The sequence below is a fragment of the Lysinibacillus sp. 54212 genome (genome assembly GCF_036662795.1).
Taxonomy (GTDB): Bacteria; Bacillota; Bacilli; order Bacillales_A; family Planococcaceae; genus Lysinibacillus_B.
The window spans coordinates 17,381-33,349 of sequence record NZ_JBAFWZ010000020.1; the positions used below are offsets into that span (position 1 = coordinate 17,381).

The 15,969-nt window shown below is 36.1% G+C and carries 16 protein-coding genes; 15 read left to right on the forward strand and 1 reads right to left on the reverse strand.

What is annotated here, in order from left to right; all coding sequences use genetic code 11:
* Positions 1-3 precede the first annotated feature (3 nt).
* From msrA to V4T18_RS13470, 11 genes are all read left to right on the forward strand, one after another.
* Positions 4-531, forward strand: a complete 528-nt coding sequence (msrA, locus tag V4T18_RS13420; protein ID WP_332650130.1) for a peptide-methionine (S)-S-oxide reductase MsrA — start codon at positions 4-6, stop codon at positions 529-531.
* Positions 524-958, forward strand: coding sequence for a peptide-methionine (R)-S-oxide reductase MsrB (gene msrB, locus V4T18_RS13425; protein WP_332650132.1), 435 nt, complete (start codon positions 524-526; stop codon positions 956-958). Before msrA ends, msrB begins: the two co-directional genes overlap by 8 nt.
* Before the next feature lie 9 nt (positions 959-967).
* On the forward strand, positions 968-1,198 hold the full coding sequence (locus tag V4T18_RS13430; RefSeq protein ID WP_332650133.1) for a YozE family protein: 231 nt from the start codon (positions 968-970) through the stop codon (positions 1,196-1,198).
* 106 nt (positions 1,199-1,304) lie between these two features.
* On the forward strand, positions 1,305-2,012 hold the full coding sequence (gene deoD, locus V4T18_RS13435; protein ID WP_332650135.1) for a purine-nucleoside phosphorylase: 708 nt from the start codon (positions 1,305-1,307) through the stop codon (positions 2,010-2,012).
* A 213-nt stretch (positions 2,013-2,225) separates the two neighbouring features.
* Complete coding sequence (locus V4T18_RS13440; RefSeq protein WP_332650137.1) at positions 2,226-2,504, forward strand: hypothetical protein; 279 nt, start codon at positions 2,226-2,228, stop codon at positions 2,502-2,504.
* 792 nt (positions 2,505-3,296) lie between these two features.
* Complete coding sequence (locus V4T18_RS13445; protein WP_332650140.1) at positions 3,297-3,929, forward strand: LysE family translocator; 633 nt, start codon at positions 3,297-3,299, stop codon at positions 3,927-3,929.
* A 217-nt stretch (positions 3,930-4,146) separates the two neighbouring features.
* The gene (locus V4T18_RS13450; protein WP_332650142.1) at positions 4,147-5,637 is read left to right on the forward strand and encodes a S41 family peptidase; all 1,491 of its coding nucleotides are present in this window, start codon (positions 4,147-4,149) and stop codon (positions 5,635-5,637) included.
* 52 nt (positions 5,638-5,689) lie between these two features.
* The gene (locus V4T18_RS13455) at positions 5,690-6,595 is read left to right on the forward strand and encodes a CobW family GTP-binding protein (protein WP_332650144.1); all 906 of its coding nucleotides are present in this window, start codon (positions 5,690-5,692) and stop codon (positions 6,593-6,595) included.
* Between the two features lie 178 nt (positions 6,596-6,773).
* On the forward strand, positions 6,774-7,655 hold the full coding sequence (locus tag V4T18_RS13460) for a CAP domain-containing protein (RefSeq protein ID WP_332650146.1): 882 nt from the start codon (positions 6,774-6,776) through the stop codon (positions 7,653-7,655).
* A gap of 384 nt (positions 7,656-8,039) precedes the next feature.
* The gene (locus V4T18_RS13465; protein WP_332650148.1) at positions 8,040-9,116 is read left to right on the forward strand and encodes an undecaprenyldiphospho-muramoylpentapeptide beta-N-acetylglucosaminyltransferase; all 1,077 of its coding nucleotides are present in this window, start codon (positions 8,040-8,042) and stop codon (positions 9,114-9,116) included.
* Positions 9,117-9,264: 148 nt separating this feature from the next.
* Positions 9,265-9,717, forward strand: a complete 453-nt coding sequence (locus V4T18_RS13470) for a hypothetical protein (protein ID WP_332650150.1) — start codon at positions 9,265-9,267, stop codon at positions 9,715-9,717.
* A gap of 116 nt (positions 9,718-9,833) precedes the next feature.
* Here V4T18_RS13470 and V4T18_RS13475 read toward each other — a convergent pair whose 3' ends face one another.
* Complete coding sequence (locus V4T18_RS13475; RefSeq protein ID WP_332650151.1) at positions 9,834-10,382, reverse strand: GNAT family N-acetyltransferase; 549 nt, start codon at positions 10,380-10,382, stop codon at positions 9,834-9,836.
* A gap of 335 nt (positions 10,383-10,717) precedes the next feature.
* Here V4T18_RS13475 and dapF point away from each other — a divergent pair, with 335 nt between their 5' ends.
* From dapF to V4T18_RS13495, 4 genes are all read left to right on the forward strand, one after another.
* Entirely contained in the window at positions 10,718-11,674 is a 957-nt protein-coding gene (gene dapF, locus V4T18_RS13480) for a diaminopimelate epimerase (RefSeq protein ID WP_332650153.1), read from the forward strand.
* A gap of 22 nt (positions 11,675-11,696) precedes the next feature.
* Entirely contained in the window at positions 11,697-13,724 is a 2,028-nt protein-coding gene (locus V4T18_RS13485; RefSeq protein ID WP_332650155.1) for a diguanylate cyclase domain-containing protein, read from the forward strand.
* A 90-nt stretch (positions 13,725-13,814) separates the two neighbouring features.
* Entirely contained in the window at positions 13,815-14,486 is a 672-nt protein-coding gene (locus V4T18_RS13490) for a response regulator transcription factor (protein ID WP_332650157.1), read from the forward strand.
* Positions 14,483-15,883, forward strand: coding sequence for a sensor histidine kinase (locus V4T18_RS13495; RefSeq protein ID WP_332650159.1), 1,401 nt, complete (start codon positions 14,483-14,485; stop codon positions 15,881-15,883). The genes V4T18_RS13490 and V4T18_RS13495 overlap by 4 nt, the downstream gene beginning before the upstream one ends.
* Positions 15,884-15,969 lie beyond the last annotated feature (86 nt).

Below are 15,969 nucleotides of genomic sequence, written 5' to 3' on the forward strand. Positions count from 1 at the left end.
ACAATGAGCGTAGCAACATTTGCTGGCGGCTGCTTCTGGTGTATGGTTAAGCCATTTGATGAACAGCCTGGAATCGACCGTGTTGTTTCTGGCTATACTGGAGGGCATGTTGAAAACCCAACTTATGCACAGGTTTGCTCTGAAACAACAGGTCACTTAGAAGCAGTCCAAATATATTTTGATGGGGAAGTTTATCCTTATGAAAAATTAGTGCGGCTTTACTTTACATTAATTGATCCAACTGATGCTGGTGGACAATTTTATGATAGAGGTGAATCTTACACGACTGCGATTTTTTATCACGATGAAGAACAAAAAGATATCGCAGAACAGGTGCTACAGGAGATCGAGCAGTCCGGAAAATTTAAGCAACCGATCGCGGTAAAAATCCTACCTGCCAAGCCTTTTTACGAGGCAGAGGATTATCATCAATATTATTATAAGAAAAATCCAACACATTATAATCGCTATGCTGTAGGATCCGGTCGTGTCGCTTTTATTGAAAAGTATTGGGGGAAAAGAGATGAATAAGGAAGAGCGCTTAAAGCAATTAACGGAAATGCAATATTATGTGACACAACAAAATGGGACTGAACCCCCTTTTCAAAATGAGTTTGATAAGCATTTTGAGCAAGGGATTTATGTAGATATCGTTTCAGGTAAGCCACTCTTTAGCTCAAAGGATAAATTTGATGCAGGCTGTGGATGGCCAGCATTTTCTAAGCCGATTGATGCACCAGAAGTTACTGAGCATTTTGACACTTCACACGGAATGAGACGTGTAGAAGTAAGAAGTACAACTGCCGACTCTCATTTAGGTCATGTTTTTCCAGACGGCCCTAAGGAGTTAGGTGGGCTGCGATATTGTATTAACTCTGCCGCACTTCGATTTATACCTGTGCAACAATTAGAAGAGCAGGGGTATGGTGAATATAAAGCATTATTTCCAAAAGAGTAGGGGATGTCTTTGAAAAAATCATTTTATCAATATGTATTAGCCTTTCGTGGAGGCGATTGGAGTGATCCCAAAGCTCGCTTTGCGGAGGCAATGTTTGAGGATGTTGCATTTCCTAAAAACGCAACAAGCTTTGAAGAATTATCTATCTATATTGAAATGGGTGCGGATCCTTATATCACGACTTCAGCATTTGATGAATTGTGGGAAATGTATAGTGCCAAATTCAATATTTATTCATGAATTATCAAACTATATAAATAATTTAACGCAAGACGTCTAACCATTGCATATTGATTCTAAACAAAGTATGATTACTATGAAAATAATTGAAATGAGGGACTTAATGATGAGTATCCATATTGGAGCAAAACAAGGCGAAATCGCGGATATCGTATTACTACCAGGAGATCCACTACGTGCGAAATTTATCGCAGAAACATTCCTAGAAGATGTTGTTCAGTATAACGAAGTACGTAACATGTTTGGTTACACTGGTACATATAAAGGTAAGCGCGTATCAGTGCAAGGTACGGGTATGGGTGTACCTTCTATTTCAATTTATGTAACAGAGCTTATGCAAGAATACGGCGTTCAAAAGTTAATTCGTGTGGGTACTTGTGGTGCTATCCAAAAGGACGTAAAAGTACGCGACGTTATTTTAGCACAAACAGCAACTACTGATTCTCGTATGAATCAAGTTATTTGGGGTGGTGGAATTGATTTCGCACCAACAGCCGATTTTGATTTACTATACAAAGCTTACAACATTGGGAACGAAGCTGGTCTAAATCTAAAGGCTGGTAACGTTTATACAGCGGACATGTTCTACTCAGATGAACAACAGTACGAAAAGCTAGCAAAATACGGTGTACTAGCTGTAGAAATGGAAACAGCTGCACTATACACATTAGCTGCAAAGTTTGGCCGTCAAGCGCTTGCTGTATTAACAGTCTCTGACCATATCCTAACAGGTGAAGCAACTACATCTGAAGAGCGTCAAACTACCTTCAAAGATATGATTGTTGTAGCATTAGAAGCAGCGATTCAAGAGTAATTAAGGTAAGGATTCTTAGATAGTGATCCTAGTCTAGCAATTAAGCAAGTGACCGCAAGTGACCAAGTTCATATTATTGGTCATTAGAAGGGTTGCTTGCTTTTTCTTTTGCTCTTTTCGGATGCTACAATGAGAGAAGGCTATTTCGCTTAGTAAGAAGTTGTATAGCATTTTCTGGTAAAGTTGAAGGAAGAATTTATGGAGGAGTTAAAAATGAGCATTTATCAACAAATATTTGATTCAGATAGAGTAAAGCTTTACAAGAAAGAAAACGTAAATAAGGGAGAGAACTGCTATGACTGCATTAAGCTGCAAGTAGGTTCGGACGAGATAGTGCATGTAAGTTATTTTTATGTAGATATGAATGAATTCTTACAATCTACGCTGTTAGAAGTATTGAAAAGTTATCATGTGACTAGATTTTACGATATAAGCATCGAGGAGTATGCAGACTTAGAATCTGCATTGAGTAGTTTATGTAATATGAGCTAGTTTTTTACAAAAATATCCTGGATGGCATATCACTTATTATGTATTCACTTACAAATAACCTAGTATTTATTATCGTGATTTATTGATGCCATCCCAGAATACTAATTTTCTTTTTATCTACATTAGAAATAGCTGTATGTGTGTCAGCTTTTGTCCCTCCAAAAGTAATTAAATCATTGAAAATAGCAAAAGCACGATCATCCAGCAGAATATGGTAATACGTAAAAGGGAGCTTTTTAATTTACGCGCGGCACCTTTACTTAGAGTAGTTAAATAGCGCCGAGTTCCTAACCCAATGGACAGAGCTACAAGTATCATTACTCCAAAAATTATTAGAAAGCTTCTATTAGGAAAAGAGGTACTTAGTGTAGAGGATACTAGTCCATTTATTCCGAAGTATAAAAGCGTAATTAGAGCAAAAGAGTATCCACATAAAAACCATATATTTCTATTAAACATGATTTTATCTCCTTAGTAGATGTCTTGAAATCGTTTATTGATAAAGCTGAAACTGATATTTGAACCTTCTTCTGATCCAATTCGGGATGTTTAAAAACCGATCCTTTAAAAAAATCGTGTGCCTTCACAATATCCTTTGTGCCTAGTGTAATCAGATTTAGACGAATCACATGCCCCTCCTCTAATCGAAAATCCTGACTCCAATTAGTATAACATTATTTTACAAATGTTAGTGATGCATCGAAGGAGAAGTTGATAAACTATGATAATAATGTATAATTATTTCAAACGGAGAATTATTATACAATCTTTTATTGAAGGTAGTTTAGTGCGTTGGAATTGTATCTAAAATTTCTTTTAGTAGGTTTATCAATTGCTTTACCTGTTGGTGTAATTACTGTTGAGATGACAAAACAAGGTTTGAAAAATGGCTTTTTTCATGGGTGGGCAGTCGGAATTGGTGGTATGACAATTGATGTGTTGTTAATTGTTGCTCTGTATTTTGGTTTAGCGAAGGTGCTTTCCCTACCATATGTACAAATTCCATTATGGATAATTGGAGCAGTCTTTTTATTCATGCTTGCCTATGATTCAATTAAAAATGCGGATCAAGACATTACGTTAGCTGGCCAAAAGGTGAACAAGTCACTTTTTAAAACGTATCGTAATGGCTTAATTGTTGCTGTATCACCAGGGAATTTAGTGTTTTGGATATCTGTATTCGGTGCAGTGTTAGCAGATTCGTATTCTACAAGTGAATCGGGTAGCTTTATAATAGCAGGTATCGGTATTTTAACTGGAATTTTATTGCATGATATTAGTTTACTAGCTATTGTATCTATCACTAGAAAAGCAATGAATCGAAGGATGATTAAATGGACTTCGATAATTGCAGGATTTTTACTATTTGGTTTTGGCTGTTACTTCCTTTATGAATTTTATGCTAGTATACAATTGTATATTTAATAGAATCAAAAGTTTCTAAACGTTTATCTCTTTTCGCTGTGGGTATACTACAAAAAAACTCCAGCTGTACTGGGTGGATAATGCTCAACAGTCTTTTTTTGATAAAATATCATCTTTTTCTTCAAAAAGTGAGTGTCTTTTCCCTTTTCGAAGTGAGAGCAAACTGTTAATATGTTAATAGCATGTAAAGTGCAAGATGAGAGTGGTGAATAATCAGATGGATGAACAAAAAAATGAAGAGGAACAATTAAAAGAGCAACCGGTTAAGCCAGCAGGTAAATTTATTCGCATTAAGCCGTTTGCATTTATTATGCTTATGTTCCTGACAATCCTGTTAACAGCAGGTTTTACAATTTTTGCTTTAACATTCGGTGAGAAAAAGGTTGTTGAAGTAAAGGTACCTGTTGAACGGGAAGAATTTACAAAATTATATGATGCTTATGATGAATTAAAAGAAAAATACTATGTAGAAATTGATAATGAAGCCGTATTAACAGGCGCTATTAATGGTATGTTTGAGGCTTTAGGTGATCCATATACCGATTTTATGAATAAAGAAGAAGCTAGTCATTTTAATGAAAATCTATCTTCAAGCTTCCAAGGAATCGGGGCTGAAATTCAAGAGCGTAATGGCAATATTATGGTCGTATCACCGATAAAAAATAGTCCTGCAGAAAAGGCTGGGCTACTACCTCAAGATATTATTTTAACGGTTGATGGTGAAAGTCTTCAAGGATTGAGCGCCTCAGAGGCAGTTCTGAAAATTCGTGGTGAAAAAGGTACGCCAGTTAAGTTATCCATTCAGCGTGGAGATACGGCACAGCCAATCGACATGACCATTATTCGGGACGATATTCCGATTGAAACAGTGTATGGTGAAATGGGCGATGATAAAATTGCACATATTCAAATCACATCCTTTAGTGAGCAGACTTACGAGGAATTAGTGAAATTATTAGAAGGCTTTGATGCACAAGGAATGAAAGGTATTGTGTTAGATGTTCGCCAAAATCCAGGTGGTTATTTAGAGGCAGCTATTCATATTTCAAATTTATTCCTTGAAGAAGGAAAGCCAATTTTGCAAGTGAAATCACGCACAGGTGAGCCTGAAATTTTCTATGCTGAAGGTGGTAAAAGATACGACCAACCTGTTACAGTGTTAATTGATGAAGGAAGTGCATCGGCTTCTGAAATATTGGCAGCTGCATTGGGTGAATCTGGAGAAGTACCGATTGTTGGATTAACTTCTTTCGGTAAAGGTACAGTTCAGACGGTAAGCTACTTAAATGATGGCTCTAATTTAAAATTCACGACTGGAAAGTGGTTAACACCAAAAGGAAATTGGATTAATGAAAAGGGTGTAAAACCAAACTTTGAAGTGAAGTACCCAGCCTATGCAGAGCTTTCATATGTGGATCCGAATACAGAGCTAAAAGTTGGAATGAATACACCAGCGATTCAATCTGCAGAAGGTATGTTAGAGGCACTAGGTTATAATCCTGGTGAGGTTGATGGAGTATTTGATGAAAAGACAGTAGTTGCAGTTAAAGAGTTCCAATCCAAACAAGAACTGGAGCAAACAGGAGTATTAGTAAGTGATACAACGTATGCTCTGATGGATGCATTAAAACAAAAGATCGAGAAAGAAGATCCACAATTGCTAAAAGCAAAGGAAATACTTCTCGAAACTACAACTAAAAAAGAATAAATGATAAGGGCTGGCTAATGCCAGCTCTTTTCTATAGTTAGGAAGATGATAAATGAAGGATGTATACCTATTTAGTGGATTTTTAGGTAGTGGTAAAACATCGATGCTTAAGGATGTAATTCGCCAGCTGAAAGAGGCAAAGTTGAAGCCAGCAGTTATTATGAATGAATTGGGCAAGCTACCGTTTGACTCTCAAGCTGTAGAAGGAGATGTACCATTAAAAGAAATGCTAGAGGGCTGCATTTGCTGTACGGGCTCAGAAAAGACTGAGGCACAAATTCAGTCTCTTTTACATGATAGTGATTTTGATGTATTAATCATTGAAACAACAGGTGCTGCTCATCCAGTGGAGGCACTCGATGCTGTCTATTCTCCGTTATTTGCGGATCGGCTAAATATTAGAGGAATTGTAACAGTTGCAGATAGCCGTCTTTGGATTGACCGAAGCACGTTATCTCCACAAGCCCGCTCGTTATTTATGGAGCAAATACGACATGCTCACCTTCTATTAGCGAATAAAACGGATTTATTATCAGAAGAGGAACAGGCAACAGTGGCAATTGAGCTGCAGGGCTTTAATCCAAAAGCGTTTATTCTGCAAACGACAAATGGAAAAGTCCCGTTAAAATTACTTATGAATATGCAATCAACAGCACGGATTTCAAATGATCAAGTTGTTTCTGCGAAAATTGGGGATAGCTTTAATTTAGGTTCGCGATTAGTCGAATTTACAACTAGTTTTACACAGGAGGCCTTTGAGGATTGGGTTCGTTCTTTACCTGAATCAGTGTATCGCATGAAGGGGTATGTACCGATAGAGGGGATTAAAAATCCAATGTTGTTCCAATATGCATACGGTATGGTGCAGTGGTTACCAGAGTATATTAAAATGCCTGCGAAACTCGTAATGATTGGCGAAAATATCGGGAATGTTCCGATAATTGGCGAGCGCAAATAATCTGTCAACCCACTTTTCTATGTAAATTGTGCTAATGGTGCTAAATGTTCCTTTTAAAATCAGACTAGAATGCGATAATAACGGCTTATAAATGGTCCAATGGTTTTGGTACCAATTTATAGGTCATTTTTTTTGTTAGTTTCTCATGTATGCTAGTTTCCGAAAGGAGGCGTACAAAATGAAAAAAGGTTTTGTTACATTTTGTGCATTTGTACTTTTAGCAACTCAAGCACCTGAGGCAGGAGCTACAACGATAGATAAAGAGGAGAAACGAGTTCGAATCGAGCAATCTTTAAATCTCTACAAGGGTTATTGGCAAGGTACATTCTCTATTAATATTGGAAACTTAGATTTTATTAAACATAATATAGATGAATTAAAGTTAGAATCGTTCATTAAGCATGATGGCAAAGTAGAAGTAGAAAATCAAGAGCAAGTGAAGGCAAAGGCAGAGGCAGAAGCGAAGGCAAAGGCAGAGGCAGAAGCGAAGGCTAAAGCAGAGGCAGAAGCGAAGGCTAAAGCAGAGGCAGAAGCGAAGGCAAAGGCAGAGGCAGAAGAGAAGGCAAAGGCAGAGGCAGAAGCGAAGGCAAAAGCCGAAGCTAATTCAAATTCTTCAAATACTGGGAACAACGCTACAAATTCAAAGCCGACAAATAGTACTACAGTGACACAAGCGTCAACTGTCTCAGCCTTTGAATTGAAAGTAGTAGAATTAACAAATCAAGAACGCCAAAAAGCTGGATTAGCTCCACTAAGTGCTGATACACCATTAATGAATGCAGCTCGAGAAAAATCACAAAACATGAAGGATTATAATTACTTTTCTCATACTAGTCCAAATTTAGGTTCTCCATTTGATCGTTTAAACGCATTAGGGATTTCCTATCGTAGTGCTGGTGAAAATATTGCTAAAGGGCAATCTACACCTGAGGAAGTCGTGAAAGCTTGGATGAACTCACAGGGTCACCGTGCTAACATATTAAATGATCAGTATACACATATCGGTGTTGGATATGTAAAAGATGGTCATATTTGGACACAGCAATTTATACAAAAGTAATTAGATATGTAACGAGGACAATATTTTCTTGTTCTCGTTTTTTTGTTTTTGTGATCTTTCTATGAATTCTGTTAGTTTAAAGGGAAAGTAGAAATAAAGTAGATTTTTATTAAAAATTCAACAAAAATCAGCGGAAATATTTCATTTTTGTGTATAAGCATTTTTTACAAGAAGATATTGTGCTACAATTGGCATTATTGATATTAAATCATGTTATGTCGAATGAGCTATCAGACAAAGGTAACAGTCCTTTTACTAGAATGTAGATAATACTTGCTTTTTAAACAATTTACTCTCCTAAAATATGGTGAAATTGCATTGTTTGAAAGTTTCCGCATAAATATATAGATAAGATTCTAAACGGATAAAGATAGGAGAATATTTGTGAAACAAAAATCAATTATATTAACGGGTGGGGGTACAGCAGGTCATGTTTCGTTGAACGAAGCCATAATTCCTTCATTAATCGAACAGGGATATGAAGTTCATTATATTGGTTCTCATGAAGGGATCGAAAAAGAACTAATTGGAAATGCCTTTCCGAATGTACCATACTATGCGATATCAAGCGGAAAATTACGACGTTATTTTTCAATGAAGAATTTTACGGATCCTTTTCGAGTACTTGCCGGAATTGCTCAAGCCGTGTCGGTTATTCGTCGAGTTAAACCAAAAATTATTTTTTCAAAGGGAGGTTTTGTCTCAGTTCCTGTTGTTATTGCAGCGAAGCTTACAAATACGCCTGTAGTTATACATGAGTCAGACGTAACACCGGGTCTTGCAAACAAACTAGCACTCCCATTTGCATCACATATTTTTACAGTGTTTAAAGAGACGATGCAGCATTTGTCGAGTGATAAGGCAACATGCACAGGCTCTATTATTCGTCAGCAATTGTTTGAAGGCTCCAAGGAACGTGGCTTAGCGTTATGTGATTTCCATCCTGATAAAAAGGTCCTGTTAGTAATGGGGGGTAGCTTAGGGTCGGTCGTGTTAAATGATGCTCTACGTGAAAATCTTCCAGTGCTATTAAAGGAGTATAATATTATTCATTTATGTGGTAAAGGGAATGTTGATAGTAGCTTGGATTCCCTAAAAGGCTACAAACAATTTGACTATGTGACAGATGAGCTCCCTGATCTGTTACATGCAGCAAACTATGTTGTATCTCGTGCAGGCTCCAATTCTATATTTGAATTTTTAGCCTTGCATAAACCGATGCTACTAATTCCTCTATCGGCTGCTAAAAGTCGAGGGGATCAAATATTAAATGCGAACTTATTCAAAAAACAAGGATTCGCCCATGTTATTCAAGAGGAGAAGTTATCAAAATCCTCCTTTATGGAAGGAATTCAAGCACTTATTCGTGATGAAGACCGTATGATCGATAAAATGCTTGATGCTGAAAGTCCAAAAACACCAAAAGAAATGGTCACATTAATTACACAATATGAGCATTAAAGATATGAAATCTCTTACAAGGTCTTTTACGTATCAGACTGTAGACAAACTTCGAATAAATTCGAGCTTGTCTACAGTCTTTTTCTTTGAGTTATTTTTGAAAATTTTTACAATTTGAGTCGTGAATAGAATTAAAGGGGGAATATAAATGAGAAAAGTGATGCTAATTATCTTCTCCGTATTTCTTTTAACTGCTTGTACGGATACTGAGGATTCAAAAGGTGGAAATGTAAAAGGCGAAGATACTAATACTTCCTTAGGTGAATTAAAAGCTGATGAGTCAGACTTTAAAGGCTCAGGGTTTAGAAATAAAAATGGCCAACTTATTGCTTGGGTGGATAAAGGGCTATATGTTACAGGAACGTTGAGCCCAGAGTCTGCAGGGTACAGAACGGATATCGATACGGTTTTAGAGAAAGAATCAGTAGAACTCGGAGCTAGTTTTTCGAAAATATATGAAGATGCTGAAATAAAAACGGACGGGTTAAAATATTATATAGAGCTCGATCGTAATATCTCATTAGAATTTGAAAAAGTAGGAGATCGAATGATCAAGGATAGCCAGGGGATTGAGTATTATACGCAGGAATATCCAGAGTAAAATGAATTTTATCAGTTTCATTCATAAAAAAAGACAAGAGGAATCAAGAATGTAAACACTTGATTCCTTTTGTCTTTTTACTCTTACACCATAGTAAAGAGGGGGTAAAACTGCTACTACATCGCTTGTTCTTCTTCCTCAGTGCGCTCATTAGCGGTTGTTAAGTAGAACAAGTCTTTAGGAATTTTAAATAAATCAAATATATTTTTACCAGCATTGATTTCTTCAAACAATCCTGGGTGTGTATCATAGGCAGGGACAACATAAGGTAATTTTAATGCAGCGGATTTAGAACGTTCATTTTCTTTACGAATTCGAAGGAAGACAGTATGGAAGTTATAGTCGAAAAATAATTCGGAGAGGAATTGATACTTTGCTTTTTGATTATAGCCTTTTCCTTGAAATGGCTTGCCAATCCAAGTGCCGAGGAATCCCGCACCGTCTTGAACATCAAAAATGCTAATGGTACCAATTGGCTGACCCCAATCGTCCGTAATCGTTCTAGAAATAGTTTTACCAAGTTGTTCTTCTTCGATTAATTGCTTCGTCATAAACAAATATTCCTCAGCAGAGGTTGCCTTTTGACGAACATAAGGAAAAACGGATGGATGAGAAAGTAAATTGTATAGCTCTGATGTTTCATGAAGATCTCGATGTTTTAACATGCGAAACGCCTCCTTTTTAGGAAAGTATGTGGCCTTAGACTAGGCAATCATTTCGAACTTGACTACAACCTAAAAGAAATAGACGTCGAACTATCGTATAAAAGCGTTAGTTTCCCTTCTATCTTGCTTATGAAATAACAATATCGAAATAGTATTAATGTAATTATCATACTATAAAATTACTACTTAACGCAATATTTCCGCTCGAATTTTACGAAATAAACTCGTAAAAGCAATATAATTCTGAATAATAAGAAAATATATTTAATTTCACTTATTGATGAGAAAAGGAATACAAGATAATATAAATATATATTAGGTTGGAGGCGGTTATGATGGAGAGAACGTTGTTAAAGGTTCATGGATCAGGCAATACATTTTATTTATTAGAGACAAAAGATGAAAATGAATTCGATTGGGTAGCTTTGACAAAATGGCTCTGTCATCCTCAAAATGAGGGTGGTGCAGATGGTTTACTGCTCGTTTGTCCTTCTAAGTTTGCCCATGCAAAAATGCGCGTTATTAATGCAGATGGCTCTGAGGCGTCTATGTGCGGAAACGGTTTAAGATGTGTTGCTCGATATGTTTGTGAAAAAATGAATAGAACTGAAGCAATAATAGAAACGATGAAGGCTAATTTAAAAGTAAAGAAAGAGTCAGCCTTATTTGAAACTATACCTACTTATTCTGTTGCTATTTCTCCAGTATCGTTTCAACTAGCTTCACTGCCGATGCACTATAAAAATAAACCACAAATACAACATGAAGTGATTGAAGAGTTTTCACCAACGATTAGATTTACAGCCGTATCAGTACCAAACCCACATTTAATTGGCATTGTTTCAGACTATTATATTAAGCACAGATCACATCAGTTCCTGTTAGCTCAATTTTTAAATAATGAAAATGAATATTGTCCAGATGGCGTCAATGTTAGCTATGTGTTTCCGATGACTGATGATAGTATATATGTTCGTACGTATGAACGAGGAGTAGGCTTTACAAACGCATGTGGCACTGCCATGACTGCTTCCGCCTTAGTGGCAAAGCTAAATGGAGTTGTACAAAAGGATGTGGTTACTGTATATAATCCAGGTGGTTTTGTTCGATGTGAAGTGAAGGATGAACAAGATTTACTACTAATAGGCAATGCAACTGTTACGGTTATTTGTCAGCTTACAATATCCGAGAATAATTTCTCTTGGATACATTGCGAACCTACTGAAGAAACAGTACAATATGATAAATGTATGCAATATGTAAATAATAGAACGAAACCATATTTACAATAAAACATTTTAGGTAGGTGTTGAAATGACACATTTATTACTTTCTGAAGCTCAATTAAATCTATTATTTAATAGTAGTAAAGACTATGTGTATTTATTGAAAAGGGTTAAGGAAGATTACATTTATATTTATACGAATCCTTCAGCGATGAATAAACTAGAGGGAAATGTAATTGGGAAAAAAATTCGGGAAGTTTTGCAATTTCAACATGCTAAAATGATCATTAAATATTATGATTTAGCTTTAGAATCGATGGAACAACAAGAATTTCAAGATTATTGGGAAGTTGAATCCCATATTCGTAAATGTGAAACAACTGTTATTCCGATTATCGAAAAAAATGAACAATATATTTTAGCCTTTACAAAAGAAATAGCTGTCGACCGAGATGTGGAAGATGGCTATTTATTTATGCGTTCTGCCTTTTTTAATTCTTATTTATCCACCTTGCTTCTTTCGAAGAACTTAGAATTAATTGAGGCTAACCCTTCTTTTTTAAAAGACATTATGGATGCCTCTAATATTAAGGGTGAGCCGTTTTTATCACTGCCCTTTATCGAACAAGAGACGAAAGACGAGCTACGAGGATATTTAGAAGAAGCGAAAAAAGGCATTCATTTATCAACTAAGCTCATAACATTTGTTGATCGAGAGAATAAAACTCGAAGCTTTACAGCAACGTTTACCCCCTTAACCGAGAACAATGAAGTGAATGCCATTTTTATAATTTTACAGGATGTAACGAAATATATTGAACATGAGCAGGCGTTACGAACAACCTCTCATGGATTAGATGTATTTAAACGTGCAATGGACATTGCTGCTGATCTATCTATAACGGACATAAGTGGGAAAATTATTAGTGTCAATGAACGGTTTATTCAACGAACTGGCTTTTCACGAACGGAATTAGTAGGACACACACATAATATCGTCAACTCAAGTTATCATCCAAAGGAATTTTTTGAGGATATGTGGCAAACGATTCAGCGTGGTGAAGTGTGGCGTGGTGAGATTTGCAATCGAACAAAATATGGGGATACGTATTGGAATGATACGACAATTATCCCTTTAAGAGATGTTGACGGGAAGTTGCATCAATTTATAGGGGTTCATTTTAATGTTTCTGATAAAAAGCATATTATGACTGAGCTTCGAAATATTGAGCGAACATTTCGTGTTATTACTGAAAATACGAACGATTTAATTGTCATTACAGATGAAGCTGGTATTATTAGCTACGCCTCACCTTCTTACGTTCGTATTTTAGGCTATACTGAAGAGGAGTTAATAGGGAATTTTTATTCACAATTGTTAGCAGAAGAATGTGCGGTAACATGGAATCGGATTTTCCGAGAGGGCAATAAAAAAGAAAATGATTGTACAATTGAGCTTATGTTAAAAACGAAAAGTGGTGAAATACTATGGACAGAGGGAAACTATAGTATTGTTCGTGATTTAAAACATAAGCAGCTCATCATGGTTTCAAGAGAAATTTCCGAGCGTAAAGAGCTTGAAAATAAATTGATGTTTATGGCTTACCATGACAGCCTGACGAATTTACCAAACCGTCGTTATATGCAGAAGGAATTTCCACATTTACTAGAAAAAGCGAATGCAAACTTTGAATCTATTGCTATTATTTATATAGATGGTGATAATTTTAAAGAGGTTAATGATATGTATGGGCATGATGTCGGAGATGAGTTTATCCGACAGTTTAGTATTGCTCTTTCCAAAAGTATTGGAATCGATGATCTTGTTGTTCGGATTGGTGGAGATGAATTTGTTATGATCATTACCGGACTCCCGAGAGGACAGGCTAGTAAAGTTCATCAAATTTCTAGGTTTATTCAAACTGTGCAGCGAAATTTGAAGGTTGGCTGGGAAATTAACGGACATTATTTTTCACCGACATCGACCATGGGTATCGCTTTTTACCCAGAGCATGCGGATAGCTTAGAAGCCTTATTAGATTTAGCCGATAAATCGTTAACCGAATCAAAGTTGATTGCGAAAAATAGTTATAAAATTTTTAATCCACTGTTGTAAAAAAATTTGAAAAAGCTGTATTTTAAGATAATCTTAAGATACGGCTTTTTATAATGTAAAATAATACTGATTACCAAAGTAGGTGAAGCAATGAAGAGAATTTTAATTGTTGAGGATGAAAAAAATATTGCGCGGTTTTTAGAACTAGAATTAAAGCATGAACAGTTCCTTGTAGATATTTGCTATGACGGACGAAGCGGCTTAGATGCAGCACTAGCTAATACATATGATTGCATTTTATTAGATGTGATGCTACCACAATTAAATGGTATAGAGGTTTGTCGACGCATTCGTAGGCAATCGATGGTGCCAATTATTTTATTAACGGCAAGAGATGCAGTGATGGATCGTGTAGCCGGACTAGATGCAGGGGCAGATGATTATATTGTAAAGCCTTTTGCCATTGAAGAATTACTTGCTCGTATACGAACTATTTTTAGACGAGTGCAGCCTGCTGAAGAACAAAGAAGTCAGCTTGTGTTTCGGGAGCTATGTATTGACCCTATTGCCTATGAGGTGACATACAAAGAATCGAAGCTCGATCTAACAAGAACTGAATTTGATTTATTAAAGCTGTTAGTGGAGCAAAAGAATAAAGTGTGCACACGTGAATTTATTTTAGAAACGGTATGGGGCTATCAAACAGAGGTAGAAACAAACGTAGTAGATGTTTATATCCGACATTTACGAAACAAACTAAAAAATGAAGAGGAGCCATATATAGAAACGGTTCGAGGAGTTGGGTATGTGATGCGTGAATGAAGATAAAAGAAAAATTTGTCAATCAATCGTTAAAAACGAAATGGATGATGACCACAGGGATTACTATATTTATTTCGTATGCAGCGATATGTGTCATTATTTTTTTTGCTCTACAAACATGGCTCTTAAACAACGAAGAAAAAAACGCTTTAAGAACTGTAGATGATGTTACATCTTTTTTAAATTCACAGGGACTTACTGTTACAATACAGGAGCTGCAACAGAATACGGGTCTTATGAAGGCAATCCTAAATCAAGATCAAACTGTTCGGATTTATAGCTTAACCGGCAAGGAACTTTTACAAATTAATGATACTTCTCCAGCCTTTCCGGTAGAAGCTACATTGAGCTCCCTAGATGGAGTATCGATAGATAAAATTAAAGTAGATAAGACAAACGCATTTGTCATTCATAAAATTGTACGGATTGGCCCTATACAAGGTGTTATGCAGCTTATCCATCCTCTAACCACTTACGAATCAATGATGAACTATGTGTTAACGACGATGTTAATTATGGGCATAGGTGCGATCCTATTAGCGGCTTCAATTAGCTATTATGTATCGTCTATTCTCATTCGCCCATTGCAGCAGTTACGTGATTCTATGACCGCTGTAAAGGAAAGAGGCTTTGAGGAGAAAATTGACTTCAACTATTATGAGAACGATGAAATTGGAGACATAATTCGAATTTATGAGGCAATGTTAAATGAGCTCGAAATATCGTTTACTCAGCAGCAGCAATTTGTTTCGGACGCTTCGCATGAATTAAGGACACCTATACAAGCAGTGGAAGGGCATTTATCACTGATTAAAAGATGGGGGAAACATAATCCTGAAGTACTTGAAGAATCGATTGATACGTCCTTAATTGAAATTGCTCGAGTACGTAAAATGATCGAGGAGCTATTAAAATTAGCAAGGCGCGAGTCGATTGACGAAGATGAGACTGCTAATATTGAAGAGATTATAAACATTGTTCAAGAGGAGCTTCAATTTATTTATCCTACTGTTGAAATTGAAAAGAGTGTTGTAGGACAGATTCTACCTTTGTCGATTTCTGAGCAAGCGCTGACGCAAATTATTCGGAATCTATTTGAGAATAGTATTCGATACAATGTAAACAAACCGATAATAAAAGTATCGATTCATTATAGAATTGATAATATTTTTGTTGAAATACAGGATAATGGAATTGGTATAGATGAGGAACACCTACCGTATATTTTTGATCGTTTCTATCGTGTTGATGACGCACGGGTACATGTGAATGGAAGTACGGGGTTAGGACTAAGCATTACTAAAATGTTAATAGACAAATATAATGCAAAAATGGAAGTTCGTAGTGAGCTTGAAAAAGGGACAATATTTTTACTGTGTTTTCCCTCGAAAAAGTAGCAATATACAGATATTTTTTTCAATTTTAATCACTTCGCGAAAAAAATTGCTTTTTTTGATAAAAAGAGTTGTATTTTTTGTGAAGA

Coding starts and splice junctions, on each gene's coding strand:
- msrA (WP_332650130.1), top strand. CDS start 4: ATGAGCGTAGCAACATTTGCTGGCGGCTGCTTCTGGTGTATGGTTAAG.
- msrB (WP_332650132.1), top strand. CDS start 524: ATGAATAAGGAAGAGCGCTTAAAGCAATTAACGGAAATGCAATATTAT.
- deoD (WP_332650135.1), top strand. CDS start 1,305: ATGAGTATCCATATTGGAGCAAAACAAGGCGAAATCGCGGATATCGTA.
- V4T18_RS13440 (WP_332650137.1), top strand. CDS start 2,226: ATGAGCATTTATCAACAAATATTTGATTCAGATAGAGTAAAGCTTTAC.
- V4T18_RS13450 (WP_332650142.1), top strand. CDS start 4,147: ATGGATGAACAAAAAAATGAAGAGGAACAATTAAAAGAGCAACCGGTT.
- V4T18_RS13455 (WP_332650144.1), top strand. CDS start 5,690: ATGAAGGATGTATACCTATTTAGTGGATTTTTAGGTAGTGGTAAAACA.
- V4T18_RS13460 (WP_332650146.1), top strand. CDS start 6,774: ATGAAAAAAGGTTTTGTTACATTTTGTGCATTTGTACTTTTAGCAACT.
- V4T18_RS13470 (WP_332650150.1), top strand. CDS start 9,265: ATGAGAAAAGTGATGCTAATTATCTTCTCCGTATTTCTTTTAACTGCT.
- V4T18_RS13475 (WP_332650151.1), bottom strand. CDS start 10,382: ATGTTAAAACATCGAGATCTTCATGAAACATCAGAGCTATACAATTTA.
- dapF (WP_332650153.1), top strand. CDS start 10,718: ATGGAGAGAACGTTGTTAAAGGTTCATGGATCAGGCAATACATTTTAT.
- V4T18_RS13485 (WP_332650155.1), top strand. CDS start 11,697: ATGACACATTTATTACTTTCTGAAGCTCAATTAAATCTATTATTTAAT.
- V4T18_RS13490 (WP_332650157.1), top strand. CDS start 13,815: ATGAAGAGAATTTTAATTGTTGAGGATGAAAAAAATATTGCGCGGTTT.
- V4T18_RS13495 (WP_332650159.1), top strand. CDS start 14,483: ATGAAGATAAAAGAAAAATTTGTCAATCAATCGTTAAAAACGAAATGG.